Source organism: Phytohabitans houttuyneae (assembly GCF_011764425.1).
GTDB lineage: Bacteria > Actinomycetota > Actinomycetes > Mycobacteriales > Micromonosporaceae > Phytohabitans > Phytohabitans houttuyneae.
On the sequence record NZ_BLPF01000002.1, the window covers coordinates 118,776 to 145,057 of the forward strand.

Genomic DNA, 26,282 nt, shown 5'->3' on the forward strand with positions numbered 1-26,282 from the left:
CGAGCGACCTGGAGGGGCGATGGGCCTGACGCTGAGCGAGGCGCGCCGGCGCCGTGCCGACGGCGCCCGCCAGGTCGCGGACGTGCTGCGCCACCAGGTGCTCGGCGGCGCGTTCGCGACCGGGCACCTGCCCAAGGAGGATCAGTTGTGCCGGGAGTTCGGCGTCTCGCGCAACACGGTCCGCGAGGCGCTCGCCCTCCTGGTCGGTGAGGGGCTTGTCGAGCGGGTGCCGGGGATCGGCACGACCGTCGTCACCGGGAAGTACCCGCACGGGCTGCACCGCTTGATGGGGCTGGCCGAGACGCTGCACGAGCATGGTGAGATCAGCAACGAGGTGCGGACGGTGGCGCTGATCCGGGCGCCGTCGGCCGTCGCGCGGCGGCTACGGCTCGCGCCCGAGGAGCCGGTCGTCTACGTCGAGCGGGTCCGGCACCTCGACGGGCTGCCGCTCTCACTCGACCTGACCTACCTGCCGCGGGACATCGGCGAGCCGCTCATGGACGCGGACCTCGCCCGCCGCGACATTTTCGTCCTCATCGAACAGACGGCCGGTCAGCCGCTCGGACGGGCCGACATCTCCGTGGAGGCGGTCAACGCGGACCGGCACACGGCCGCGCTTCTGGACACAGTGGACCGTGCCGCGCTGCTCATGGTGGAACGCCTCACCCACCTCGCCGACGGCCGCCCCGTCGACCTGGAGTGGGTCCGCTTCCGCGGCGACCGGGTCACCATGCGCGGCGAACTGCGCCGCGACTCCGATACGGCCTGAGGAGGCCCACCCATGGCATTGGTGAACCAGCGACTCGACGTGCCTGTGACCATCGACGAGAGCCTCTGCGTCGACGGCTGCACCCTCTGCGTGGACGTCTGCCCGCTCGACTCGCTCGCCATCGACCCGCAGACCAACAAGGCCTACATGCACGTCGACGAGTGCTGGTACTGCGGACCCTGCGCCGCCCGCTGCCCGACCGGCGCCGTGACCGTCAACATGCCCTACCTGCTGAGGTGAGAGGAATGCATCGCGTGCGCGCCTTCGCGAGCCTGACCGCCGTACTCCTGGTCGTCCCGGCCGGCTGCTCGGTCGCGGGCGCCACCGCCGACGGCGCGGCCGAACAGGTCGTCGTCGGATACCAGTCGAAGACCATCAACACCGTCACCGCCGGCACGCTCCTGCGCGCGCAGGGATACTTCGAGAAGCGGCTGGAGGACCTGGGCCGCGAGACCGGCAAGCGGTACGCCGTCACGTGGCAGGACTACGACACCGGCGCGCCCATCACCGCGCAGATGATGGCCGGGAAGATAGACATCGGCTCGATGGGCGACTACCCCTTGCTCATCAACGCCGCCCGCGGCCAGCAGAACGCGCAGACGCACACCAAGCTCGTGGCCGTCACCGGCTACAACGTGCGGGGCGCGCTCAACAGCGTCGTCGTGGCGCCCGGCTCGCCGGTCCGCTCGCTGGCCGACCTGAAGGGACGCACGGTCTCCACCAGCGTCGGATCGGCCGGGCACGGCCTGCTGGTGCAGGCCGCCCGCAAGGCCGGCGTCGACCCCGAGCGCGACTTCAAGACGGAAAACCAGCAGCCCCAGGTCGGCGCCTCGGCCCTGGAGTCGGGGGCGGTGGCGGCGCTGTCCCAGTTCGTGGCGTGGCCCGGCCTGCTCGTCCACCGTGGACAAGCCAGGCTGCTCTACGACGGCGGCGCGCTGGGCGTGCCGACGCTGCACGGTACGGTCGTCCGCGAGCGGTTCGCGACCGACCACGGCGACGTGGTGCGCGCGTTCCTGCGGGCCCAGCTCGACGCCACGAAGTACCTGCACGAGCAGCCGCTGGCCGCCGCGCGGATCGTCGCCGAGGCCACCGGCCTGCCGCCCGAGGTCGTCTACCTCTACAACGGAGCGAACGGTGTCGCCACCTTCGACCTGACCCTCAAGCCGGTGCTGCGCGCGGCGCTGGAGCAGGACATCCCGTTCCTCACGTCGATCGGCGTCCTCCAGAAGGTCGACCTGGCCGCCTTTGTCGACGACAGCCACCTGCGCGCCGTCTACGGCGCCGACCTCGACCGAGATACGGCCAGCACGGTCAACCCCGCCGCCATCACCGGTACCGACAAGGCGTGCGGCCGCCCCGTGACCGACCCGGCGCTGGCCAGCGAGGTCTGGCCGGCCGGCGGCGAGGCGACCCAGCCGGCGGCCACCCCCACCTGCGCCCTGCGGGCGGTGCGGGCCCTCGGCGCCGCCCCGCGCGCGGTGTACGTGCCGGACGCCACCACCGGCACCCGCTGGTTCGCGGACAAGTCGGTGTGGGTGCGCGACCCGAAGGCGCCGGAGGGGGAGCGGCTCAAGCCCTTCGCCGCGCCCTCGACCGCCGCGTCCTACGTGGACTCCCACCCGGGCGCCGCGGTCGTACCGTACGACGAGGCGGTGCGGTCGGCATGAGCACCCTCACGCTCGCCGGCACCGCCGAGGACGCGCCCAGCCGCCCGGCATCCGCACCGGCCCGGCGGCGCTACCCGACCTGGCTGCGGTGGGTGGTGCGGGGCGGGTCACTGGCGGCGGCGCTCGCCCTGTGGCAGTGGGTCACCGCCGCGGACATCAACCTCGGCGTCCGCTTCGACCGGCTGCCCACGCTCGTCGAGCTCGCCGACTCGCTGCGCCACCATCTCGCGAGTGGACAGTACTACCTGGACATCCTGCAGAGCCTCATCCGCATCCTGTCCGGCTTCGCCCTTGCGGCCGTCGCCGGGGTCGCGGCCGGCATCGCCGTGGCCCGCTCGCGGGTGCTGGCCGACCTGGCACAGCCGCTGTTCGAGGTGCTCCGACCGATCCCGGCGATCGCGCTGGTACCGGTGGCGATCCTGCTCTTTCCCACAAACGAGCAGGGCATCGTGTTCATCACGTTCACCGCCGCCTTCTACCCGATCCTGGTCAGCACCCGGCACGCCGTGCGCGCGCTGCCGACCGTCTGGGAGGACGCGGTGCGCACGATGGGCGGCGGCCGCGGCCGGGTACTTTTCAACGTGGTGCTGCCGGGCATCCTGCCCGGCGTCTTCGGCGGCCTCTCGGTCGGCATGGGCGTGGCCTGGATCTGCGTCATCTCCGCCGAGATGATCTCTGGTGACTTCGGCATCGGCTACCGCACCTGGCAGTCGTACACGATCGTCGACTACCCCGGCGTCCTGGTCGGCATGGCCACCATCGGTGTGCTCGGCTGGGCCACCGCCGGTCTCGTCGAGCTCGCCGGGCGGCGGGCCACCCGCTGGCTGCCGGCGCGTGACCGGGGACGGGCGCGATGATCCCGCTCCGGATGGACGCCGTCGACCTCGGCTACGACGGCGGACCGGTCGTGCGCGGGCTCGACCTCGACGTCAAGCCCGGCGAAGTGCTCGCCATCGCGGGGGCGTCCGGCTGCGGCAAGTCCACCGTGCTGCGCGCGCTCGCCGGCCTCCTGCCGCCGCGGGCCGGCACGATCCTCGCCGACGGCGTACCGGTGCGCGGCCCGTCACCCGACCGGGCGCTGGTGTTCCAGGACGACGCGCTGCTGCCGTGGCGCACCGCGCGGCGCAACGTCGAGCTGCCGCTGGCGATCCGCGGCACATCTCGGGCCGAGCGCCGCGCCCGCGCCGACGACTGGCTCGCCCGGGTCGGCCTCGCCGGCCAGGAACGGCGGCTGCCCGGCCAGCTCTCCGGCGGCATGCGGCAGCGCGTCCAGCTCGCCCGCACGCTCGCCGGCTCGCCCCGGGTGGTGCTGATGGACGAGCCGTTCGGCGCGCTCGACGCGCAGACCCGAGCCGCGATGCAGCGGCTGCTTGTCGGCGTGCTCGCCACCACCCCGGCCACCGTCGTCTTCGTCACCCACGACGTCGACGAGGCGGTGCTACTCGGCGACCGGGTGGCCGTGCTCGCGCCGGACGGCGTGTGCGAGCTCGTCGACGTCCCGTACCCGCGTGAAATGGGCCTCCGCGACGCGCCGGAGGTTGCGGCGGCGCGCGGCCGCGTCCTTTCCGCACTGTCCTGAAGGGTGTGTCCATTGTTGACTCCGTCGCTGATCGACCGGCTGGAGATGAGCTGCGACGTGCTCGTCGTGGGCGGCGGAACGGCCGGCACGATGGCGGCCATCGCCGCCGCGGAGGCCGGCGCGCGTGTGCTGCTGCTGGAGAAGGCGCACGTGCGTCACTCCGGGGCGCTGGCGATGGGCATGGACGGCGTCAACAACGCCGTGATACCCGGCAAGGCCACGCCGGAGGACTACGTCGCGGAGATAACCCGCGCGAACGACGGCATCGTCAACCAGCGCACCGTCCACCAGACCGCGACGCGCGGGTACGACATGGTGCGCCGGCTGGAGCGGTACGGCGTCAAGTTCGAGAAGGACGAGTACGGCGAGTACGCCGTCCGCCGCGTACACCGCTCCGGCAGCTACGTGCTGCCCATGCCGGAGGGACGGGACATCAAGAAGGTCCTCTACCGGGTGCTGCGTGAGCGGAGTATGCGCGAGCGGGTCCGGATCGAGAACCGCGTCATGCCCGTGCGCGTCCTGACCCGGGACGGCCGAGCGGTGGGCGTGGCCGGCCTGCACACCCGAACGGGCGAGTTCGTGACGGTGGCCGCGGGTGCGGTGATCCTGGCGACCGGCGCGTGTGGGCGGTTGGGCCTTCCGGCCAGCGGCTACCTCTACGGCACCTACGAGAACCCGACAAACGCCGGCGACGGCTACGCGATGGCGTACCACGCCGGGGCCGAGCTGTCCGGCATCGAGTGCTTCCAGATCAACCCCCTCATCAAGGACTACAACGGACCGGCGTGTGCCTACGTGGCCAACCCGTTCGGCGGTTACCAGGTCAACAACCGGGGCGAGCGGTTCGTCGACTGCGACTACTGGTCCGGGCAGATGATGGCCGAGGTCGCGCGGGAGATCGCTTCGGCACGCGGCCCCATCTACCTCAAGCTCACCCACCTGCCGGACGAGACGATCACCGCGCTGGAAAACATCCTGCACACCACCGAGCGTCCCACCCGCGGAACGTTCCACAGTGGACGTGGGCACGACTACCGTACCCACGACGTGGAGATGCACATCTCGGAGATCGGCCTGTGCGGCGGCCATTCCGCCTCGGGCGTGTGGGTCGACGAGCACGGTGCCACGACGGTGCCGGGCCTGTACGCGGCCGGCGACCTCGCCTGCGTGCCACACAACTACATGATCGGCGCCTTCGTCTTCGGCGAGCTGGCCGGCACGCACGCCGCGGGCGCTTTCGAGCCGCCGGGCGAGCTGCCCGCCGACCAGATAGCCGAAGCGCACGAGCTCGTCTACCGTCCACTGTCCAACCCGGACGGCCTGCCGCAGCAGCAGGTGGAGTACAAGCTTCGCCGCTTCGTCAACGACTACGTCGCACCGGCCAAGACAGCGGCCAAGCTGCACATCGCCATCGAGTCGTTCGAGCGGATGCGAGGGGAGATCGCTGCCCTCGGCGCGCGTACGCCGCACGAGCTGATGCGCTGCGTCGAGGTCTCGTTCATCCGCGACTGCGCCGAGATGGCCGCCCGGGCGTCGCTGGTACGCGCGGAGAGCCGGTGGGGCCTCTACCACGACCGGTCCGACCTGCCGGAGCGCGACGACGCCGAATGGTTCTGCCACCTCAACCTTCGCCGCGACGCGGCCGGCGAGATGGAGTTCCTGCGGCGGCCGGTGGCACCCTACGTGGTACCGGTCCCGGAGTTCGCGCATCCGCCGGCGTTCGAGCCACACGTGGTAGCGCAGCCAGCGCTCGTCCCGGTCGCCGCCGCCACCGCCGCGAGCGCGGCGAGCGCGTCACGGCCGGTCGAGACCGGGCGGCTGCTCTCGGTCCTGCGCCTGGCCGAGGAGCAGCCGAGCCTGGCCGACGTGACGCCCTACCTGTCCGACCCGGACCCCGGCGTGCGGCGCGCCGCCGTCACCGTGCTGACCGAGTCCACGCCGGACGGCGCCGCGCGGGCGCTGATCGACGTGCTCGCCGACGCCTCCGCCAGCGTGCGCTCGGCCGCCGTCGCCGCGTTGCGGGAGCTGGCCGACGTGCTGCCCGACGAGCTGGCGCCGGCGTTGCGCGCGCATCGGGCAAGCACCGACCCGGCGGTCCGTGCCGTCGTCCTCGAACTGCTGCGGGTGACCGGCGCCGGCCTCGTGGACGACTTCGCCGCCGGCCTCGCCGACACCGACCCCGCCGTGCGCCTCACCGCGATCAGCGGGCTGGTCCGGCTCGACGCGGCGGACGCCCTCGCGCGCGCGGCCGCCGACCCGTCACGCGAGGTACGCGTCGGTGTGGCGCACGGGCTCGGGCGCATCGGATCGCCCGGCGGCGGTTCCGTCCTCGTGGAGCTGGCCCACGACCCCGACCCGCTCGTGCGCGCGGCCGCCCTCACCGCCGCCGGCGCGGTCGGCTGCGCGGGCGCGCTGGCCGAGGTGGCTGTGGCCGCGCTCGATGACCCGGCGTGGCAGGTCCGCGCGGGAGCCGCGGCCGGCCTGGCCGCGGCGGACCCCGCCGTCGCGGTGACAGCGCTGCTGCGGGCGGCCGCGGACCGCAACCACGACGTGCGGCGAGCGGCGGTAAAGGCACTGGCGCGATGGGCCGACAGGGTCGACGTGACGGCGGCGTTGCGCGCGGCCGCCAGCGACGACGGCGACGCGGATGTACGCGCGTACGCCCGGCGCGCACTGACCGTGCCGGCCTGACAGCAAACCTCCGGGGACGGCCGTCTGGAGATTATCCAGATTGCTGAAATGCCGAGGTGGGCTCTGGTATCGGCGGAGAATTTGGGGTTGGGAGGTGGAAGCCATGGGACAGGCACGCGATGCCTTGGACAAGCTGACCAAGGCGGGCCGTGGAGGCGCACAGCGTCGATTTGGTGATGAGCATGTACTCCGACGACGCCGTGTTGTCGACGCCGGACGCCGGAGAGATCAAGGACCGGAACCAGATCGCCGCCTACTGGGGGCAGTTCATCGAGGGCTTCCCGGACGCCAGCTACCGATACCTGAGCAAGATCGAAGCGGGCGGTAAGGCCGTGGACGAGGGCTGGTTCGAAGGCACCAACACCGAGCCGGTCAAGCTGCCCTCGGGCGAGACGATGCCGCCGACGGGCAAGCACATCAAGATGCGGTCCTGCGATGTCGCGACCGTCGAGGACGGCAAGGTTGTCGAGCACCATCTCTACTTCGACGAGCTGGACTTCCAGCGCCAGATGGGGCTGATTACCTGAGCTTGGCGACGATGGTGTCCATCGAGGCGGTGAACGCATCGATCGCCTGGGTGCGATATTGCGGTTGCTTGTCGCCACCCACGTCGGTGGTGATGTAGTCGAACCGCGCGATCACCACGATGTCGTCCGTCGTGGTCTCGAAGCGGAAGTTGTACTGGTAGCCGTGGATACCGTCCTTGCACGGCTCGCTCGCGCACGGTAGGTCGTGGGTCACGGGGTTCGCTTGATCGAGGGTGAGTAGCCTCTGCGCCGTCTCGCGGGTGTACTTCGGGTACCCCAGCTGCTGGAGCTGTGTCTCGGTGAGGATGCCGTAATTGAATTCGGCTCGGCCGAAGACAGGGGCCTTGGCAGCTACGTCGTAGTATTCGCCGTCCGGCTCGATATCGCAGATCGGTGCGTTGGTCGCCCATCCTGTTGGTTTGTTGAACTTGGCGGTGTACCGGACGGTCCCGTCGGCCGGCAGCTTCACCGTATCGTCCAGCGCGTCGCAGACGGCGCCGAGGTCGGCTTCCCCGGCCTGGGCAGTGGACTCCGCCGCGGATGAGGGCGCTGACTTGCCATCGCCGGGGTCCGCTGGCGAGCCGCAGCCGGCCAGCAGAAGCACGACGGCGACGCCTGCCACAACTCGTGTCATCCCCCGGTCGCCTCCGTCTCGTATTCCGGCCCGCCTTCGTCGGCGCCACCTGGGGTCGTGTCGGTGGCATAGGAGGGCGCACCCGGGATAGGCACCTCCCAGCCGCTGCGGTCGGTGTCCCGCGCCCAATCGTGGGCGTGGCCCGGAGCGGAACCCTCGTCCCAGTCCGCCATGGCGGTGCGGAAGGCGGCCGCGTGCTCGGCGTCTGTCGCCGCGTAGGACCGGGCCGCGTCCAGGATCTGCTCGCCCGCGACATAGAGGCGCCCGCACGCGGTCCGCAAATACTCCCGGTACTCCAAGACCAGGGCCTTGACCTTGGGGTCGGCGCTGCCTTCGGATCCGTCCTCGGTGGCCAACGAAGCGTCGGCCGCTTGGACGTCGCCGATCTTCGGAATGAGCTGGCCCTCGTAGATCTCGGCGCATTCGAAGCAGGTGTCGGCGAGTTCCAAGACGGTGGCGATGTTGACGTGGATTCCTTCCCGGCTGCCGCTGCCGGTGGCGGTGTTCTCGGTCAGGTCGTAAAACTCGAGGTTGAAGCTGTCAATCCCGAAGATGGTGTCGCGGAGGCTGTGGATGCCGTTGTTGTAGTCGTTCTCTCGGGAGAACAGGTCGTCGGACTGCTCGTCGAGGTTTTCCCAGAGGGTGGCCATCACCGCCTCGATCTCGTGGGCGTACTCGGTGTTCTTGGCTTCCGGTGCGAAATTCTGTCCGATGATGCCGATGAGTTGGACACTCGCACCAACGGCCCCGAGGACTGGGTTCCAGCTGCCCCCGATGCTGAGGGCCGTGCCCATGCCCTGGAACGTCTGCCACACCGGGTTGAGATCGGTGGTGACCACATGGGTCTCATCGAGCGCCTTGCTGGCGTCGCCGACGATTTTCAGCGAGCCGGAGCGCATCTCCTGGATGATGGTGCCTCTGGCGCTGTAGAGGTTGTGGATGCCCGCGGCGATCTGGGCCTGGTTACCTAGGGTCGGCGCGATCGAGGCGAAAAAGCCGTCCTTGAAGGTGTCGGCGGCCAGCCCAGTCCAGGCCAGGTACCAGTCCGCATCCTGGCCGTTCGCGCCGATGAGCTTGTCGACCTTGTTGATCAGGTCGGCGTTGCTCGACGGGTCGAAACTGAAGTCAGAGCCGCCGGCGGACCGCAGGCCCAGGGCACCGCCGATCGCGAGGAGCGCCTGCTGCGCACCCTCGATCGCGCGCTGATCATGCGCGTCGAACTTCGGCAGCTTGCTGAGGATGGCGCTGCCTTCGCCGTAGGCCCAGTACTCGACACTCTGCATGATCGAATTCATGCCGCAGTCGACATTTTGCGGCACGGCCACTTCGTTGTTGTCGCGGTCGTACGTCATCGCCGGCGAGCTGCCCATCTCCGCGCTGGAGGTGCGCCCCGGGCAGGAGGGCACCTCGCCTTCCTGGTCGCCCTGTGCCCAGGCGATGACCTCACATGCGCCGTAGAGAATGTGGATCTGGTTGATCGGATCCCAGTAGTCCCAGAGATCTTCCCCGTATGGGGCGTGGAAGCGGTGGAACCCGGTCGTGAACGTGTGGCCCTCCCGGATAGCGGTGGCGACCTCTTCACGCCACCGTTTCGTCAGGGCCTCGCGGAATGCGTTCACCTCGGCTTCGAGGGTGGCGTAAAAGTTCGTGTCGTAGATGATGTCGCCGGACATGTAGATCTCCCCGAGGGTTTCGGAGCCACTTCGAGCCAGGTAGCGACGCCTGCCGGCGGAGATCTTTTAGGTACGTCCGGAGAAGCGCACGCGACACTCTCACTGCACAGATACGCCGCGAGAGTAACGCACTCACTCAAATATGCGCATGCCCGCATCCACTCGATAAGGCGTGTATGAGGTCCCCCCTTTCTCCGTGCGGACTGCGATCGAGTCCACGACCGCCCGGGGACCAGTCGATCTCGCTGACCACGCCGAGCCGGTGCAGGAACTGTTGATGTAGTCGTTCCCAGAGTCCGTCCGCGGTCCACTGCGTGAACCGGCGGTGCGCGGTGGACCGGGAGATCCCGAACATCTGCGCGGGAAGCTTCCACCACGAACAGCCCGCCTGGACCAGGTACACGATCGCCGCCAGCACCGCCCGGTCATCGGCCCGCCGCTTGCCGCCACCGAAGTCGAATGCTCGACTTCTGCCACGCTCGGCTTCGGTGATGGGTCCTGGGGACGGTGATCAAGGCTGCCGGTACGGCATCATCTGCTGGTGCCTGTGGACCTTGCGATCGCGGTCGGTTCTGCCGTCGTTTCACTCATCAGTGTGGTGATCTCGGGTATCTCGTCGCACCGCGTCGTCCTGCTTCAGGAGCGAATGCAGGGTAAGCGCGAGTTCCAGCGTTACAGCGAGCCCTTGCTCCGGTCTGCGGACTCGCTGCAGTCGCGACTGGCCAACATCATTGAGGGCGGCTTTCTGACTGCCTACCTGCACGCTGCCGACGGCTCCCGGCAGCGGTACGCGAAGGACAACACCGCGTACGTGCTGGCCGAGTTCCTGTGCTGGGTGGAGATCGCCCGGCGTGACCAGCGGTTCGTAGACATGGGCGGCGTCCGCGCCAACCGGCGGCTGTTCGAGTGCCTTGGCCGCATCGAGGGCACTCTGGCACGTGACGATCTACCCAAGCCCTTGTGTGTGTTTCGCGGCGAGCAACGCGCGATCGGCGAAATCATGATCGCATCACCTGCCCACGCCGATGGACATCTCCGTGAGCCGCTGGGGTACGCCGCCTTCTGTGAACGCCTGGATGAAGACCCCAAGTTCGCGTCCTGGCTCAGCCGGTTGCGCGACGAAATCAGCGACGTGCGCACCGAAGATCCTGACAATGAACGCCTCGTACGACTCCAACACCAACTCGTTGAACTGATCGAAATCCTCGACCCGAAGCAGCAGCGCCTCCGCCGTCGGCCGCGACGCCTGCACCGACCAGCACAAGGCCAGCCCGTCTGACCTGATGCCAAGGAGTGAGACCTGGCTCGCCGCGAGGGCAGAGATAGTGCCCGCGTACGGATGCCTGGCTGTGCAGTGACCCGGGGTCGGATTCGCGTCTTGCTGAATTGATCGCACCGAATGCGCGATAGCCTGCGTGCGGGGATCGACCAGGGAGGGCGCGATGACAATCGTTCGGCGTGGCGTTGTGGTGGTGGCCCTGACTGCGGTGGCGTTGGCGGGCCTGGCAGCGCCCGCGATGGCTGCCCCCGCGAGGGCTGAAGCCGCCGGGGTTACGCCACCGACCAGGACCGAGACCGACGTGCAGGTCGTGCACAGCGATCCCGCCGCGTGCGGGGACTACGGCGTCGAGTGGAACATCGACCTGCACTCGGTCAACCTGACGTTCTTCGACCAGACCGGGCGTCGCGTGAAGATGGTGCAGCACATCACGGAGGACAACACCGTCCGCAACACGGTCACCGGGCTCACCCTGCCGGACAGTCCCGTCGACTTCGTGCAGACGTCGATCTTCAATCCGGAGACGGGGCTGCGCACGCACATCGTCGTCGTGGGCACCTCCGTGAACGTGCGCCGCGGAAGCCAGCACCTGGTCGACCGCGGCCCGATCGTCATCGACGGCCAGACCGGCAAGATTCTCTTTGCCGCCGGACCGCACCCGATTCGCCGCCTCCTGGACGGCAGCTTCGACATCCGGCGGGCGCTGCCGGGGTTCTGCGACATCCTGCGCTAGCGAACCCGCGGGCCGGGCACCGGCGCGACGCCGCACAACGATGCCGCGGTCAGCTCGCGCCAGCGGTGCGGCGCCCGGCCCGCCAGTTTGTGGCATACGGCTGCACGAACAGGTACAAGCCGCTGAACAGCAGCAGGGTCAGCGGCAGCAGCGGCACGTAGAACACCCAGGTGATCGGCTCGGGCTGCACCGCCGCAACGACGCTGGCGATGACGGTCACCGTGAAGGTGATGGCCAGCCAGCGGTGAGCCTGCCGGATCCACTTGCTCCAGTTCATCGGAACCTCCCACCAAAACCGAGCTCACAAAGGCGCTTTGCGTGACAACTCTGGCGGTCGGCCCGTGCCGAGCGCTTCTCGATTCGTGATCGGATGAGACCGGCTGCCGGTCGAACGGGAGCGCTGCCGACTCGCCGGCGCCCAACTCGTCAATGTGTTCGATGCTCCCAAGCGGGCTTCTGGGGCTCGTCGTTGTGCACGATGATGTCGACGTGATCGGTCGGGCGGACGGCTGCGAAGTAGAACTGCTGGGCGGGGATATAACGCTCGCGCCAGCGCCGGGTTCCGTGCTCCATGTCTTGTCCCGTCCTGTTCTCCCGAAGGCTGCCGTGTCGAGCCGTCAAGACCGGCACCACCCACAACGAGGTGCGAAGATCCATATTGTGGAGGCGGAGTTCGTTTCGCGTGCGGTGGCTGCGGCGAGGGCAGTGGCCGGGCAGCTGTATCTGCGGGTCGACGACGCGGTCGTGCTCCAGAATTCGAACAAGCTCGCTCTACGTCTCCTGCCCTGCGACGTCTTCGCCCGCGTAGCACCGATAGGGCAGGAGGTGGCCGCGCTTGAGGTCGAGCTCGCTCGGCGACTGGCCGCGACCGCGAGCCCTGTCGCAGCGCTTGCGCCCCACGTCGAGCCGCGAGTCTACGAGCGCGACGGCTTCGCCGTGACTTTGTGGACCTACTACGAGGTCGTGGCTCCCGGCCCGGAGTGGCCGGGCGCATACGCGGACGTTCTCCAGCGCCTGCACACCGGCATGCGAGGCGTCGAGACGACGACCCCGCACTTCCTCGACCGAGTCGCAGAGGCTGAGCTGCTGGTCACGCGGACAGACCAAACCCCCGCGCTGGCGCAGGCCGACCGGCATCTCCTGCTCCGCACGCTGCAAGACGCTCGTGAACGGATCCGCCGCCGCGGCGCCGCCGAACAGCTGCTGCACGGAGAACCGCATCCCGGCAACCTCCTCAACACCCGTGACGGCCTGCTGTTCATCGACTTCGAGACGTGCTGCCGTGGACCCGTTGAGTTTGATGTCGCCCACGTGCCGGAGCAGGTCAGCGCGCACTACCCGGACCTCGATCAAGCGCTGCTGGCGGAATGTCGACGGCTCGTGCTGGCGATGGTCGCGGCCTGGCGCTGGGACATCCTCGATGAGTTTCCGGATGGGCACCGGCATGGGCGAAACATCCTTACGTTGCTCCGCCAAGGTCCGCCGTGGCCCACCCTCGGTACGCTCGCCGCCGAGTAGCGGAAGAGGAATCGAGGCATGGGATGGCCGACATGACCGGACCTCGCGACGTGACGCCTGAGGTGCGTCTTCGGACCGTGGAGGATCTGGATCTCGACGTGTTCTTCGACCACCAGGCGGATCCGAAGGCGACCGAGATGGCGGCGTTCCCCGCTCGCGACGCGGATAAGTTCGCCGCGCACTGGGCGAAGATCCGCGCCGACGACACTGTGGTTGTGCGCACGATCGTGGCAGACGGCGTGGTGGCGGGCAATATCGGCAGCTGGGAGCAAGACGGGCTGCGTCTGCTCGGTTACTGGCTCGGACGGGAGCATTGGGGTCGCGGTGTCGCGACTCAGGCGCTCACCCAGTTCGTGGATGAGGTGTCGACCCGGCCGCTGTACGCCCACGTTGTAGCGCACAACGCCGGCTCGATACGGGTCCTGGAAAAGTGTGGCTTTCGGCGGGATCACGAGCAGGAGGCGGAGGCGCCGGCACCCGACGACGGCATCGAGGAGCTCATCTTCGTGCTCAACGCATAGGGGTACCCAAACGCCGGCTCTACGAAGTCATTCGTCGAGGGCTGCCGGTGGCTGGAGTACACAGAACTCGTTGTCGTCCGGATCGGCGAATACGTGCCAAGCCCAGCCGTGCTCCTGGATGGGTTCGGCGGTGAGGCGCCGAGCGCCCAACGCCGACACTCTGGCGGTCTCGGCATCCAGGTCGGGGACCCGCAGATCCAGGTGCATCCGGTTTTTGGTGACCTTGTGCTCCGGCACCCGCTGCAGCAGTAGCTCCACGCCGCTGCCGTCCGGAGGCAGCAATCGCCGGTAGCGGCTTGGCGAGCTGGGCTCGGCTTGGTATCCAAGCACGCCGCACCAGAAGGTCGCTGACCGATCCAGGTCGGCGCAATCCAGGACTACCGCGAGCACCACGTCATGCCGACCGCCGAAGCGGGCCGGCCCGCCAGTCATATCAGCTGGGCGGGCTGGCTGCGCAGCGCGCGCACCAGCCCGGCGAACTCGGGCAGCTGCTCAGCGTCGTGCATCGCCTGCCGCAGCGCCTGGTCGTGGGTCGGTCGGGCCTTTTCCAGCAGCTGCAGGCCGGCCTCGGTCACCTCGGTGTAGATGCCCCGGCGGTCGTTTTCGCACAGGTAACGGCTCAGCAGGCCCTGCTCCTCCATCCGGGCGACCAGCCGAGTGGTGGCGCTCTGGCTGAGCACGACCGCGGCAGCCAGCTGCTGCATCCGCATGTGCCAGCGCTCCTGACGGGACAGCAGCTCGAGCACCGAGTACTCGACGACGCTCAACCCGATGGCGGCCTCCAGCGCACGTTCGAGCCGTTGCTCGATCCGGGCGTGCAAGCCGGCCAGCGCGCGCCAGCTCTGCGCGCACGCCACGGCGTCGTCGACGTCCTGCTCCCGTACCGCCATGCCGCCAGAGTACACCGCTTCAGCAGGTATACCGCGCTTGCAATATCCCGCGTCTGCAACTATGTTGGCCTGGCTCGCATCGCAGAAAGAGGATCGTCCGATGCAGGAACTTCCCATGATTCCGCTGGTCAAAGGCGCGCACACTCGGCTCACGCTCTCGGCCCTGCCGTGCAGCCCGACGGTGCCGGACCGACCACCCGGGCGGCTCCGGTTGCTCACCGCCGGGGTGCTGCACCGGCTCGCCACGCGCCTCGACCGAGGACATTGGACGCGGGGCGAAGGCAGCACCGCACGTCCAGCGGTTTGTGCCCGCTGACCTCGCACCTCCGCCCGCACTCGCAGGCGGCACCGCGGATCAGCGCGGATGGACCACGGCGGCCGCCCCGCCGCCGCGGCGGGTGGGCTCGGCGGAGGCGATGAGACCGCCATACGGGGTGAGCTCGATCGCGGTGGCCGCGCCGAGCTCGGCGACGTCCGGGGCGAACGTGTGGCCCAGCGGTGTCAGCGACGGGCCGTACGCGGTGCGGAAGGCGGGCTCGGCCTGGATGCCCGCGGAGTTGCGCTGGGAGGCGCGCGGCGCTGCCATCGCCTGGGGCAGTGACATGTCGAGGACCACGCGGTTGAGCAGCACCTGCAGCACGGTGGTGATGATGGTGGCGCCGCCCGGCGAGCCGAGGGCGAGGAACGGCTTGCCGTGCTTGAGCACGATTGTCGGCGACATCGAGCTGCGCGGCCGCTTGCCCGGGCCGGGGAGGTTGGGGTCGGGCGCCGTGCCCTGTGTACCGGTGAAGTTGAAGTCGGTCAGCTCGTTGTTGAGCAGGAAGCCACGGCCGGGGACGACCATCGCGTTGCCGCCGGTCTGCTCGATGGTCAGCGTGTACTCCACGACGTTGCCCCACCGGTCGGCCACCGTCAGGTTGGTGGTGCTCTTGCCCTGGTCGGTGGGGCCGCCGACGGTCGAGGGGGTGCAGCCGGTCGCGTTGATGTCGCCCGGTGGCACCGGCTTGACCAGCGCCCGCGCCGGCGAGATCTGGCAGGCCCGCTGCGCGGCCCACGAGTCGGAGATCAGCTTGCGGAGCACGGCCCGCGGCGTGTCGGCTCCCACGTACCGGTTGCGGTCGGCGAAGGCCAGCGCCGAGGCTTCGAGGTACCAGTGCAACGCCTGGGTGACGTCTCCTCCCGACAGGCCCGCCCGCTCGATGATGTTCAGCGCCTCGCCGACCGCCGTGCCGCCGCTGGACGGCGTGGACATGCCGTAGACGGTCAGGTCGCGGAAGTCGGACCTCGTCGGCGCGGGGAGGTTCACGCGGTATCCGGCCAGGTCGTCGAGGGTGAGCCGGCCGGGCCGGATCGGGTACGGCCAGGTGCTGGTCGGCGTGGCGGAGACCGGTGGTTGCCGCACGGTGCGCACGATGTCGCGGGCGATCGGGCCGCGATAGAAGACGCCGGTGCCCTCGCGAGCGATCAGGCGGTAGGTGTCGGCGAGGTCGGGGTTGCGCAGGACGGTGCCGACCGCGGGCGGCGCGCCGCCGGGCAGGTAGAGCTCACCGGTCGCGTCGAACTGCCCGAACGCCGCGGCGTTGTCGGTGACCTGCTGGCGGAAGGTCGCGTCGACCACGAAGCCCCGGTCGGCGACCGAGGCGGCCGGCCGCAGCAGGTTGCCCAGCGGCCGGCTGCCCCACATGCGGGCCGCGGACTGCCAGGTGGCGAGCGTGCCGGGCACACCCGTGGACAGGCCGCTGACGCGGGCCTCGGCGAAGTCGTACGGCAGGCCGTCGGCGGGATCGATGAAGTAGGTCGACGTCATGCTGGCCGGGCCGGTCTCGCGCCCGTCGATGGTCGAGACCGTACGCCGCTTGGCGTCGTAGTAGACGAAGAAACCGCCCCCGCCGATGCCCGCCGAGAACGGCTCGGTCACGCCGAGGGTGGCCGCGGCGGCGATGGCGGCGTCGACCGCGTTGCCGCCCCGGCGCAGCACGTCGAGCCCGACGGCGGTCGCGGTCGCGTCGACAGTGGAAATCGCGCCGCCGTAGCCGGACGCGGTCGGACCGAGCGCCGCGGCGGCCGACGCCGGCGCTGAGACGGACAGGGACGCCAGGGAAAGCACGGCAAGAACTGACACGAGCCGCATCGAACGTCCGAAGCAGACGGATGACAAGGTCGACCACCTATCCCAGCTCGTGCGGCAATTCAAGGACGACGATAGCGGACCTGACGAAGATCGTCGCGTAAGGTCGCTATTGAGTGACGCGCCGTGAAGCCGTACCGTCGATCGATATAGCGACCACCTTCGATCGCGCTCGGGGTCGTGGAGCCGGACCGTCGACGATGCCGAGCGCGATCGCCTTGGGCGGGCACAGGGCGATCCCCGACGCCCGCGACGGGAGGTGCGCCATGCGGCGTCGGCCTTTGTACCTCATGATCCCCTTGTCCGTCGTGGCGATCCTGAGCGTCTCGCTCGGCGCCAGTGCCTCGGCTCCCATGGATCCGGACCGCACCGGACCGCGTGACCTGAAGTCGATGCCGTGGCTCAGCGCTGACGGCGGCCACGATCACGATCACGATCGCCCGGAAGACGTGGACCCGTTGTCCATACCGCAGGCGGCGGCCGCGCAGGCGTCCTGCAGCGGCGGGATGGCGGGCGGCTATCCATGCTCCAACGTGGACCTGCTGGGTAACCTTCCGCTGTCGGCGATAGGTGGCGGCAGCGGCTCCGCGGGCTGGGGGTGGACGGACGCGTCGACCGGCAAGGAGTACGCGATCGTCGGCCGCACCACGGGCACGTCATTCGTCGACATCAGCGACCCCGTCAACCCTCGCTACCTGGGCAACCTGCCGAGCGCCACGGGCACGTCAAGCTGGCGCGAGCTGAGTGTGCACAACAACCACGTCTACATCGTGTCGGACAACAACGGCGCGCACGGCATGCAGATCTTCAACCTGGCCCGGCTGCGCACCGTGACGACGCCGCAGACGTTCACCGCGGACGCCCGCAACACCTCGTTCAACAACGGGCACACGATCCATATCAACAATGCGACGGGGTACGCCTACGTCAACGGCTCGAACACCTGCAGCGGCGGCTCGCGCGTGTTCAACCTGGCCAACCCGACCAGTCCCAGCTTCGCCGGCTGTGTGAGCGGCGACGGTTACACCCACGACGCGCAGGCCGTGGTGTACCGCGGTCCGCACACCGCGTACCAGGGTCGCGAGATCCTCATGGCCAGCAACGAAGACACGCTGACGGTCTGGGACGTGACCAACAAGGCCGCCCCGGTGCGGCTGGCCCGGCAGACCTACGCGGGGCGCGGCTACACGCACCAGGGCTGGTTCACCGAAAACCACCGCTACTTCGTGCTCGACGACGAACTCGACGAGACCCGGCTCGGGCACCGCAGCAAGACCTACGTGTTCGACATGGCAAGCCTGACCGCCCCGGTGCTGGTTGGTACGTACCTGGGCCCGACAGCGGCCACCGACCACAACCAGTTCGTCAAGGGCAACTACAGCTACCAGGCGAACTATCGGGCCGGGCTGCGGATCCTGAGGCTCACCAACATCGCCAACCCGTCGACGATGACCGAGGCCGGATACTTCGACGTCGACCCGTCCAGCAATGCCGCGGGGTTCGCCGGTGCCTGGCACGTCTATCCGTTCTACCCCAGCGGAAACGTGGCGATCTTCAGCATCCAGCGCGGCCTGTTCGTCGTGCGGCCGAACCTGCCCACGTCGTGAGCCGCCGGATCCCCTGGATCCCGGTCGTCATGGTGGGTCTGTTCGTGGCGGCGGTGGTCTACGTCAACCCACTCGACGCCGGCCGGGAGCTCCCACCCCGGCCGGCAGCCGACCACGCCGAGCACAGCGGCGTGCCGGACGGCGGCGACGGGCTGTCCGACAACCACGACGGGTACGCGCTGTCGCCGGTCGTGCTGCCCGACCGGCGCGGCGACCGGCTGCCGCTGGCCTTCCGCCTCGTCAACCCCGACGGCGCGCCGGCCGTCCCGCACGAGCCGGTCCAGAGCGAACCGCTGCACCTGTACGTGCTGCGCGAGGATCTCAGCTTCTACCAGCACCTGCACCCGACCCGTACCGGTGACACGTGGACCGCCGCGGTCGACGTGCCGGACGGCGGCGTCTACCGGTTGTACGCCGAGTTCGTCCCGAAGGAACGCGCCGGCGGCGTGCCCATCGTGCTGGGTACGCCGTTCGTCATCGCCGGCGACACCCGCTACGTGCCGCTCCCCGCCCCCGCTCCGACAGTGCGCGTCGGCGGGTTCACGGTCAGCCGGCTCGAAGGCACGGCGGACCTTGCCGCGGGCCGGCCTGGCACCATGCGTTTCCAGGTGTCCGATGCCCGCGGTGCCCCGGTCACCGCGCTCGAGCCCTACCTCGGCGTGTACGGCCACGCCTCCGTGTTCGAATCGATGACGCAGCGCCTGACCCACCTGCATCCCACGGTGCCGGCCGATACGCGGGCAACGTCCCGCGACGGAGTCCTGACCTTCCACACCCAGCTACCGCAGCGCGGCCGGCACCGCGTGTTTCTCCAGTTCAAGGTCATGGGCGAGGTACATCAGGCGGCGTTCACCGTGATAGCGACCTGAGCTGTTGCCAGCGGCGCAGCATCCGCCACTGGAGGACGACGGCCGCGACCGTCAGCAGCAGCATCACCATCGTGGCCGCTGAGGCGTAGCCGTAGCGCAGGTACTCGAAGGCGTTGCGGTACACGAACAGCGACAGGTACGTGGTCGCGTACGGTGGCGGTCCGCCGTCGGTCACCACCAGCGCCGGTACGAAGGACATCTGGAAGCTCAGGATCGTGTCCCGCACCAGCAGCAGTCCCAGCACCGGCGCGATCAGTGGCAGCGTGATCCGGCGGAAGACGTCCCACGGCGTGGCGTCCTCGACGGCCGCGAGCTCGTAGACCTCCGGTGGCAGCACGAGCCGTGCGGCGAGCAGCACCAGGAAGGACTCGCCGACGGTGAACAGGCTCATGATGATGATCGCGGCGCGGGCGTCGGTCGGATCGGTCAGCCACTGCGGCGGCGTGCGGCCGAGCGCGGTCAGCCCGTTCTCCCCGCCGACCCGCAGCAGCTGGTTGATCGGGCCGTAGAGGGGGTTGAAGAGCCAGAGCCACAGCAGGCCGTACGCCACCTCCGGCACCGCGGTGGGCAGGGCGGCCGCGGTCCGCGCGGTGCCGACACCGCGGGCCCGCCGATGCAGCAGCAGGGCCAGGCCCAGGGCGATGACGAGCCGCAGCGGTACGGCCACCGCCGCGAAAACCAGCGAGTTGAGCAGCGCGGTACGGAAGATGCCGTCGCCGGAGAGCTCGGTGAAGTTGTCGGTACCGGTCCAGCGCGGCGGCTGCACGAGGTCGTACTCGGTGAACGCCAGCACCAGCGTCACGGCGGCCGGCAGCAGCACGAGCGCGACCAGACCGAGGGCGTACGGGGCGAGCATCAGGCCCAGCTGGCGGCGCCTCATGCTCGCTTGCCGGTGGCGGCGTCGAAGACGTGGACGTCCGCTGCGCTGACCGTGACGGACGTTTCGGCGCCGGCCGCGGGCCGCCGGGCCGACGGTACCCGGGCGATCGCCGTATGTTCGCCCAGCCGCAGGTACACGTGGGCGTCCTCGCCGACCACCTCGACCCGTTCGACATGTGCCGCCGTGCCGCCCTCGGAGCCCAGACCAACCGCGCCCGGACGGATCCCGATGAGCGTGCCGGCCGGGCCGAGGCCGGGCAGCGGCCCGTCCGCGGGGAGCAGGTTCATCGGCGGCGATCCGACGAAGCGGGCCACGAACGTCGTCGCCGGCGTGCTCCAGATCTCGTCCGGCGTACCGATCTGCTCGACGCGACCGTCCCGCAGCACCGCGATGCGGTCGCCGAGCACGAGCGCCTCGACCTGGTCGTGGGTGACGTGCAGCATGGCGCCGCCGACCCGGGCGTGCAGCGCCTTGAGCTCGGCCCGCATCTCGACCCGCAGCTCGGCATCCAGATTGGACAGTGGCTCGTCGAGCAGGAACACGTCCGGCTCGCGGACCAGCGCCCTGGCCAGCGCGACCCGCTGGCGCTCCCCGCCGGACAGCTGCCCGGGACGCCGGTCCAGCAAATGTCCACACCCGACGGTGGTGGCCGCCCGGCGGGCCCGCTCGGCCGCCTCCGCCTTCGGCACGTCCCGCACGATGAGGCCGAAGGCGATGTTCTCGGCGGCGCTCAGGTGTGGAAACAGTGCGTACGACTGGAAGACCATCGCCACGTTGCGCCGGCCGGGCCGCAGGCCGGTGACGTCCCGGTCGGCGATCGAGACGCGGCCGTCCGAGACCGGGGTGAGGCCGGCGACCGCTCGCAGCAGTGTGGACTTGCCGGCGCCGGACGGCCCGAGCACCACGAGCAGCTCGTCCCGCGCCACCGTGAGGTCGATCCCGTGCAGGACCTCGTGCCCGCCGTGCGCGACCCGCACGCCGCGCAGCGACAGCGTCACGGTGCCACACCGCGGGCGAAGATGGGACGGGTCTGTTCATCCAGCTGCCGGATCACGTCGTCGAGCCGGTCGCCGCGATACAGGGCGTTCTCCAGGATGCCTTCGGCGACGTCCTCGATCTCCGGCCACGTCGAGATTGTCGGCACCCGGCGGATGGTGGGCACCGCGTCGAGGAAGACCTGCGCGTTGCGGGGCGGCTGGGCCGGGTCGAGGAACGCGGGGGAGCGGGACACCGCCATGTTGGACGGCACCGTCCGCCCGGTCGCCGCGATGATCCGTTGCCCCTCCGGCCCGATCGCGTACTCCATGAAGCGCCACGCCGCGTCCTTGGCCTTGGAACCGCTGGTCATGCAGTACGCGTCCGAATGCAGGATGCCCGCCTGCTGCTTTCCGTACATCGGCATCGGTGCCACGTCCCACTCGAAGTCCTTGATGGTGCGGAAGGTCGTGGTGACCCGCCGCGACGACAGCAGCATCGCCAGCCGCCCGTTGCTGAAGCGGGTCTCGTCGTCTTCCGCCTCGACCTCCTCGTCGGTCGGCACCACACCGTACGCCAGGCGCAGCGCCACGAAGTCGCGCAGCGCGTCCCGGGCCGGTGCGGCGTCGAACGTGAACCGCGTCGGTTCGCGCTCGTCGTCCACGATCTGCCCGCCGGCGGACCAGACCAGCGGCGCGACGCGGATAAGCGTCGGCTCGACGCCGAGGCCGTACACGGCGACCTTGGCGCTGCCGCCCTCGGCCTCGGTGCCGCGCACGATGGCGCCGCTGGCGTTACGGGTCAGCGCGGTGGCGGTGGTTATCAGGTCGTTCCAGGTCCAGCCGGCCTTGGGCTCGGCGATGCCGTGCTTCGCGAACATCGTGCGGTTGTAGTACACCGCGAGGCTGGATACGTTCTGCGGCAGGCACAGCTGCCGGCCCTGCCACTGGAACGCCTCGGTCACCTGCGGGTAGAGGTCGGCGAGCTTGACCACGGTGGACTTCGCCAGCCGGTCGTCGAGCGGCTCCACCGCGTTCTTCGCGGCGAACTGGCCGTAGAAGCGGTAGTTCATGAGGAACACGTCCGGGGGTGAGCCGCCCGCGATCGACGTGGAGAGCCGGGTGATCAGGTCGGCGCGGTCGCTGGCCTCGACCAGTTCCACCCGGGCACCGTTCGCGGCCTTGGCGTACGCGTCGACGAGCGTGCGGTACGCCTGCAGCTCCTCGGGCGCGCCGAAGACCAGCAGGCGGACGGTCGCCGGGGTGTCCGTGGTCTCCGCACCGCCGCACCCGGCCAGCAGGACGAGTGCGGCGAGCATCGCGGTGAGCTTTCGCATCATGTCTCCCGGTACTGGTGCAGATGGAAGTGGCGCAGGGCGTGCCGCTGTGCCAGCGCGAAGACCACCAGTGGCGGGATGGTGGTGAGCACCGCGCCGGCCAGGAAGACCGGAAAGTTTGTGGGATCCAGTGTGGACAGTGAGCGGAGCGCGAGTGGCAGGGTGAACAGGTCGCGGTCGTAGACGTACACGAGCGGGTCGAGGAAGTTGGACCACGTCAGTACGAACGTCAGCGCCGCGACCGCCGCGGTCACCGGACGCACCAGCGGCATCGCCACCCGCCACCAGGTGCGCAGCGGTGACAGGTCTTCCAGCCGGCAGGCGTCGTACAGGTCAGCCGGGATCGCCCGGAACGCCAGGTAGAACACGAGCGGGTAGAGCGGCGAGGTGGCCAGCAGCGCCGGCGCGATCAGCGGGGCCAGCGTGTCGGTCAGTCCCAGGGTCCGAAACAGCGCGAAGCGCGGCACCAGCAGCGCGGTGGCCGGTGCCGCGAGCGCGGCCAGCGACGCGACCACGACGGCGTTTGTCAGCCACCGGGGCACCTGGGTCATGGCGAACCCGGCCAGCGACGCCACGAGCACGCTGGCCGGCACGGCGATGACCGCCACGATCGTCGAGTTGAGGCCCGCGCGGAGCAGACCACCGAGGTCCACCGCCCGGGTGTACCCCTCGGTGGACAGCGGGTCGGGCACGAGCTGCGGACCGGGTGGGGGCGGTAGCCCCGGCTCGCGGAGTGACCCGGCCACCAGCATGAGCAGTGGTGGAAGGAACACCGCGATGACGGCTACCGCCCCGATGGTGCGAAGCCTCATCCCTTCTGGTCAGTCAAGGTTGAGCCGCCACGCGGACAGGCCGTGGGTGGCCGCGTACAGGATCCGCTTGCCGGGCAGGATGGTGAGACCGGCGACCTCGACGTTGGGCATGCCGGGCGCCGCTCGGGTCCACGTGCTCGTGCCGGCCGCGTTGCGCAGCACGCCGAAGTCGGTCGAGGCGTACAGGTCTCCGGTGACGTCGTCGCGTACCAGGTCGGTGACCGGGATGTCGCCGAAGTCGTACGACCGGTCGACCCAGGTGGCCGTGCCGGCGGCCGGGTCGAAGGTGACCTCGAAGACATGTCCCGGCGTCGTCGTGGTGTTGACGTTGTACCCGCTGTACGAGACCCAGGCGTGGTTGCCGTTCTTCGGGTCGACGTAGATGCTGCTGACGAACCGGCCGGGCGCCGGCGCGTCGTCGTCGACCCGGGTCCAGGTCACCGCCGAGGCCGGCTCGGCGTCCACGTTCGAGGTAACGAAGACGCGGCCGGTCGTGGTGGCGGCCCAGGCGCTGGACGTGTTGAGCGTCGTGCGCTCGATCGCCGCGACCGCGCCGCCGGCCCGGTCACCCCAGAACGGGTCCACCAGCCGGTTGGGTCCCAGCTCCACCCAGTCACCACACGTCTCGTCGAACGTGCCGGTCCAGGTGTTGCAGATCCGGTTGGCCTCGGCCAGGGTGCGGTCGCCCAGCCCGAAGGTCTTGGTGCGGTACGCCGTACGGCCGGTGCCGGCGAACATCGTGCCGCTCACCTTCGGGTCGCTGATCACCGGGGAGTAGAACTGCGAGCCCGCCTGGTTGGCGAGCGGGTCCGCCGTGTAGATCCAGTCGGCGGTGGCGCCGTTGTTGAAGTTGACCTCCGGCGTCGTGTCGTTGTACGTGTGGAACCGGAAGTTCTTCACCTTGACGTCGAAGCCCGACTGCCCACCGTCACCGATGATGGTGTTCAGCCACAGCCGGCGGTTGCCGTAGTTTTCCCAGGTGCCGTTGTCTTGAGTGCCGCCCTGCAGCAGCTCGGGGTCGTGCGGGCTCACCGACAGGCTCATAAATTGCAATGTGGACAGTCCGGCGTTGATCCCGTCCAGCTTGGACGGTATCCGGGACAGCATCTGCCGGCACCGCACCAGCTGCGGCGCGGTCAGCTCGCGATCCGGGTCGTCGCACCAGGCGGACCGGTCGACGAACGTGCCGCTGGAGCGCATCACGCCGCCGTCGTTGGCCTCGAAGAACAGGAACGGGTTGCGCGGATGCGTGACGATGTCGTGCTGGTCCGGGTGCAGCCCGTTCGGATGGAGCTCGTCGGTGCCGTCGAAGGTCATGTCGGTGCCGGTCAGGCCCGCGTCGGTGGACAGCACCACGGCCCGCTTGTTGGCGATCGTCTCGCCGTACGCGTACGACCCGCCCGCGTACACGATGTCGGGATGCCCGTCCGGCGTGTGGACGAACACGTCGTACCAGCACTGACCGCCGCACAGGTTGTACCAGGCGTAGCCCGGGTCGGCCACGTTGGCGCTGGTCAGGTCGGTGAACACCGGCGTACCCGCGGCGACGTCGTCGCTGCGCAGCAGCCGCGCGTACGGCGTGCCGGTGTTGCCCTCGTAGACGTACATGCGGGTCTTGCCGTCGCGCAGCCGGGTGACGTCGAACGACGGGCGGGTCTGGATGATCGCCGGGTTGAGCGACTCCTTGATCTGCGTCCACGTCGCGCCGGCGTCCGAGGAGCGCCAGATGCCCCGCGCGTACGACGCGGCGTACACGATGTTGGAGTTGGCCGGGTCGAGCTCGACCTGGCGCACCCCGCGCGGGGAACAGATCGAGCCGTTGGCGAACTCGGTCGCGCTGCCGGTGCAGTCGGCGACGTTCACCGAGCCGTTGTGGATGAAGCTGAACGTGCGGCCGCCGTCGGTCGACTTGTACAGCCCCCACTTGGCCGCGCCCGGCGTGGGCCGGGTGACGCCGGTGCAGCAGACGCTGGACATGCCGGTCAGCGCGGTGGTCGTCGCGACGTACAGGGTGCGGGAGTCGCCCGGCTTGATGACGATCTCACCGATGCCCTTGCCGCCCAGCTCCGCCTTGCCCAGCGGCCCGATCCAGGTGCGGCCGGCGTTTGTCGACTTGTACAGCCCGACGCCCGCACCGCAGCCGGAGCCGCAGATGTTGGCCTCGCCGGTGCCCAGCCAGACCGTGTTGCGGCTCGGGTCGTTCTTGTCGATCGTCACCGCGCCCGCGGTGTTGATGTCCAGCGGCCCGGCCAGGTACTTCCACTCCGGCTGCTTGCGCATGATGTCGTCGGTGCGCCAGACGCCACCCCCGGCCGGCGTGATGTACGCCCGGCAGAAGCCCGGCCAGCACCGGTCGCTCACCACGATCGAGGTGGTGCGCCCCCCAGCCACGTAGTCGTTGGGCACGTAGTTGAACGAGTTGCGCAGCGGGGTGTCCGGGTACAGGGCTTGGCTCGGCCCGACCGGCTGCCACGTGCCCTTCTTCGCCTTGCCGCGCGGGAAGCCGCGGCTCTGCGAGGTCGTAAATGCCCGCTTTGCCCCGTCGATCTCACTGACCGCGATCGCCGAGTCGGGGTAGGCCCGCTTGAGGTACTCAGCCGCGGCGGCCGAGCCAGGCCCTTCGAGCGCCATGCCGCTGTTGCCCGGCATGGCCTGGCGGCGCTTCTCCAGGTGCTTGGCGAGGGCGTCCGGCGCCTCCGCCTCGCCCACCACGGCGGCGGGCGCGGCCGGCGCGCCGGCGTAGTGAACAGCGACGAGACCGGCCGAAAGGGCCAGCACACTTACGGTGAGAGCTGCGAGAGACTGCCGACGTCTACGGGTCATCAGGGATCCCCTCCGCTACCGCTCGCAGCGAGCAGCAGAGATCGTCAGCCGTCGCTGGCATAGCTACCAGCAATGTCCCAGAGCCAGACCCGGGCATCAAGACCACCCGGTATAACAATCGAGTCCTACCAATGACGTGTGCACCCCGCCAGCGGGTCCGTCAGCCCCGAGAGCGCCAGCACCTCCTCGACCCGGGTCCGCGGCAGCCGCGAGCCCGGCCAGGATCCGCTCATCCGGGCCGAGCGGCCCGGATGAGCGCCACACGAGTCGATCACCACGCCGGCGGTGCGCGCCTCGGGCGGGCGTTCCCGCAGTGGCGTGCCGCCGAGCAGCACACGGCCCGACGTCGGGCGCACCAGGCCCGGCCAGCA

Annotated in this window: 27 protein-coding genes; 13 read left to right on the forward strand and 14 right to left on the reverse strand. The window is 69.8% G+C overall.

The genetic code is table 11. The features are described from left to right. Positions 1-19: 19 nt before the first annotated feature. From Phou_RS24060 to Phou_RS24090, 7 genes are all read left to right on the forward strand, one after another. On the forward strand, positions 20-769 hold the full coding sequence (locus Phou_RS24060; protein WP_173059109.1) for a GntR family transcriptional regulator: 750 nt from the start codon (positions 20-22) through the stop codon (positions 767-769). 12 nt (positions 770-781) lie between these two features. Further along, positions 782-1,009 (forward strand): 4Fe-4S dicluster domain-containing protein, encoded by a 228-nt coding sequence (locus Phou_RS24065; protein ID WP_173059112.1) that lies wholly within the window; start codon positions 782-784, stop codon positions 1,007-1,009. A 5-nt stretch (positions 1,010-1,014) separates the two neighbouring features. Then, positions 1,015-2,436, forward strand: coding sequence for an ABC transporter substrate-binding protein (locus Phou_RS24070; RefSeq protein ID WP_173059115.1), 1,422 nt, complete (start codon positions 1,015-1,017; stop codon positions 2,434-2,436). After that, entirely contained in the window at positions 2,433-3,293 is an 861-nt protein-coding gene (locus Phou_RS24075) for an ABC transporter permease (protein ID WP_173059118.1), read from the forward strand. Before Phou_RS24070 ends, Phou_RS24075 begins: the two co-directional genes overlap by 4 nt. Next, complete coding sequence (locus Phou_RS24080) at positions 3,290-4,015, forward strand: ABC transporter ATP-binding protein (protein ID WP_173059121.1); 726 nt, start codon at positions 3,290-3,292, stop codon at positions 4,013-4,015. The genes Phou_RS24075 and Phou_RS24080 overlap by 4 nt, the downstream gene beginning before the upstream one ends. Positions 4,016-4,027: 12 nt before the next feature. Continuing rightward, complete coding sequence (locus Phou_RS24085) at positions 4,028-6,706, forward strand: fumarate reductase/succinate dehydrogenase flavoprotein subunit (protein WP_173059124.1); 2,679 nt, start codon at positions 4,028-4,030, stop codon at positions 6,704-6,706. A 149-nt stretch (positions 6,707-6,855) separates the two neighbouring features. Next, complete coding sequence (locus Phou_RS24090; RefSeq protein ID WP_173059127.1) at positions 6,856-7,233, forward strand: ester cyclase; 378 nt, start codon at positions 6,856-6,858, stop codon at positions 7,231-7,233. Here Phou_RS24090 and Phou_RS24095 read toward each other — a convergent pair. From Phou_RS24095 to Phou_RS55605, 3 genes are all read right to left on the reverse strand, one after another. Continuing rightward, complete coding sequence (locus Phou_RS24095; protein ID WP_173059130.1) at positions 7,226-7,855, reverse strand: hypothetical protein; 630 nt, start codon at positions 7,853-7,855, stop codon at positions 7,226-7,228. The genes Phou_RS24090 and Phou_RS24095 overlap by 8 nt on opposite strands. Positions 7,856-7,863: 8 nt before the next feature. Beyond that, positions 7,864-9,540 (reverse strand): hypothetical protein, encoded by a 1,677-nt coding sequence (locus tag Phou_RS24100; RefSeq protein ID WP_173059133.1) that lies wholly within the window; start codon positions 9,538-9,540, stop codon positions 7,864-7,866. A 136-nt stretch (positions 9,541-9,676) separates the two neighbouring features. Continuing rightward, positions 9,677-10,033, reverse strand: coding sequence for a transposase (locus Phou_RS55605; RefSeq protein ID WP_173064408.1), 357 nt, complete (start codon positions 10,031-10,033; stop codon positions 9,677-9,679). 48 nt (positions 10,034-10,081) lie between these two features. Between Phou_RS55605 and Phou_RS24110 the strand changes: the two genes are divergently transcribed. Next, the gene (locus tag Phou_RS24110) at positions 10,082-10,819 is read left to right on the forward strand and encodes a hypothetical protein (RefSeq protein WP_173059136.1); all 738 of its coding nucleotides are present in this window, start codon (positions 10,082-10,084) and stop codon (positions 10,817-10,819) included. A 163-nt stretch (positions 10,820-10,982) separates the two neighbouring features. After that, positions 10,983-11,552, forward strand: a complete 570-nt coding sequence (locus Phou_RS24115) for a hypothetical protein (protein ID WP_173059139.1) — start codon at positions 10,983-10,985, stop codon at positions 11,550-11,552. Between the two features lie 49 nt (positions 11,553-11,601). Here Phou_RS24115 and Phou_RS24120 read toward each other — a convergent pair whose 3' ends face one another. Next, positions 11,602-11,829 (reverse strand): hypothetical protein, encoded by a 228-nt coding sequence (locus Phou_RS24120; protein WP_173059142.1) that lies wholly within the window; start codon positions 11,827-11,829, stop codon positions 11,602-11,604. 149 nt (positions 11,830-11,978) lie between these two features. Continuing rightward, positions 11,979-12,209, reverse strand: a complete 231-nt coding sequence (locus Phou_RS51250; RefSeq protein ID WP_218579406.1) for a nucleoside/nucleotide kinase family protein — start codon at positions 12,207-12,209, stop codon at positions 11,979-11,981. Positions 12,210-12,212: 3 nt separating this feature from the next. Here Phou_RS51250 and Phou_RS24130 point away from each other — a divergent pair, with 3 nt between their 5' ends. Together Phou_RS24130 and Phou_RS24135 are read left to right on the forward strand one after the other, a co-directional pair. Then, positions 12,213-13,070, forward strand: a complete 858-nt coding sequence (locus Phou_RS24130; protein WP_173059145.1) for a phosphotransferase family protein — start codon at positions 12,213-12,215, stop codon at positions 13,068-13,070. Between the two features lie 23 nt (positions 13,071-13,093). Next, a complete protein-coding gene (locus tag Phou_RS24135; protein WP_246273841.1) occupies positions 13,094-13,591 on the forward strand; it encodes a GNAT family N-acetyltransferase in 498 nt (165 codons plus the stop codon). Positions 13,592-13,618: 27 nt separating this feature from the next. Here the strand turns inward: Phou_RS24135 and Phou_RS24140 are convergent, their stop codons facing one another. From Phou_RS24140 to Phou_RS24150, 3 genes are all read right to left on the reverse strand, one after another. Then, positions 13,619-13,984, reverse strand: a complete 366-nt coding sequence (locus Phou_RS24140) for a VOC family protein (RefSeq protein ID WP_246273842.1) — start codon at positions 13,982-13,984, stop codon at positions 13,619-13,621. A gap of 35 nt (positions 13,985-14,019) precedes the next feature. Further along, a complete protein-coding gene (locus Phou_RS24145) occupies positions 14,020-14,481 on the reverse strand; it encodes a MarR family winged helix-turn-helix transcriptional regulator (RefSeq protein WP_173059151.1) in 462 nt (153 codons plus the stop codon). A gap of 355 nt (positions 14,482-14,836) precedes the next feature. Beyond that, the gene (locus Phou_RS24150) at positions 14,837-16,612 is read right to left on the reverse strand and encodes a gamma-glutamyltransferase family protein (RefSeq protein WP_173059154.1); all 1,776 of its coding nucleotides are present in this window, start codon (positions 16,610-16,612) and stop codon (positions 14,837-14,839) included. Positions 16,613-16,875: 263 nt separating this feature from the next. On the opposite strand from Phou_RS24150, the gene Phou_RS24155 reads away from it, so the two are divergent. Both Phou_RS24155 and Phou_RS24160 read left to right on the forward strand, forming a co-directional pair. Further along, the gene (locus Phou_RS24155; protein ID WP_246273843.1) at positions 16,876-18,216 is read left to right on the forward strand and encodes a choice-of-anchor B family protein; all 1,341 of its coding nucleotides are present in this window, start codon (positions 16,876-16,878) and stop codon (positions 18,214-18,216) included. Next, on the forward strand, positions 18,213-19,085 hold the full coding sequence (locus Phou_RS24160) for a DUF8832 domain-containing protein (protein ID WP_246273844.1): 873 nt from the start codon (positions 18,213-18,215) through the stop codon (positions 19,083-19,085). The genes Phou_RS24155 and Phou_RS24160 overlap by 4 nt, the downstream gene beginning before the upstream one ends. Here the strand turns inward: Phou_RS24160 and Phou_RS24165 are convergent. The 6 genes from Phou_RS24165 to Phou_RS52930 form a co-directional block, all read right to left on the reverse strand. Beyond that, entirely contained in the window at positions 19,066-19,941 is an 876-nt protein-coding gene (locus Phou_RS24165; protein ID WP_173064416.1) for a carbohydrate ABC transporter permease, read from the reverse strand. The two genes, Phou_RS24160 and Phou_RS24165, sit on opposite strands and share 20 nt — an antisense overlap. A gap of 20 nt (positions 19,942-19,961) precedes the next feature. After that, positions 19,962-20,963 (reverse strand): ABC transporter ATP-binding protein, encoded by a 1,002-nt coding sequence (locus Phou_RS24170; protein WP_173059157.1) that lies wholly within the window; start codon positions 20,961-20,963, stop codon positions 19,962-19,964. Beyond that, positions 20,960-22,276, reverse strand: a complete 1,317-nt coding sequence (locus Phou_RS24175) for an ABC transporter substrate-binding protein (protein WP_173059160.1) — start codon at positions 22,274-22,276, stop codon at positions 20,960-20,962. The genes Phou_RS24170 and Phou_RS24175 overlap by 4 nt, the downstream gene beginning before the upstream one ends. After that, on the reverse strand, positions 22,276-23,088 hold the full coding sequence (locus Phou_RS24180; RefSeq protein WP_173059163.1) for a carbohydrate ABC transporter permease: 813 nt from the start codon (positions 23,086-23,088) through the stop codon (positions 22,276-22,278). The genes Phou_RS24175 and Phou_RS24180 overlap by 1 nt, the downstream gene beginning before the upstream one ends. 9 nt (positions 23,089-23,097) lie before the next feature. Continuing rightward, positions 23,098-25,911, reverse strand: a complete 2,814-nt coding sequence (locus tag Phou_RS24185; RefSeq protein WP_173059166.1) for a beta propeller repeat protein — start codon at positions 25,909-25,911, stop codon at positions 23,098-23,100. A 125-nt stretch (positions 25,912-26,036) separates the two neighbouring features. Continuing rightward, the gene (locus Phou_RS52930; protein WP_173058948.1) at positions 26,037-26,267 is read right to left on the reverse strand and encodes a hypothetical protein; all 231 of its coding nucleotides are present in this window, start codon (positions 26,265-26,267) and stop codon (positions 26,037-26,039) included. Positions 26,268-26,282: the final 15 nt, after the last annotated feature.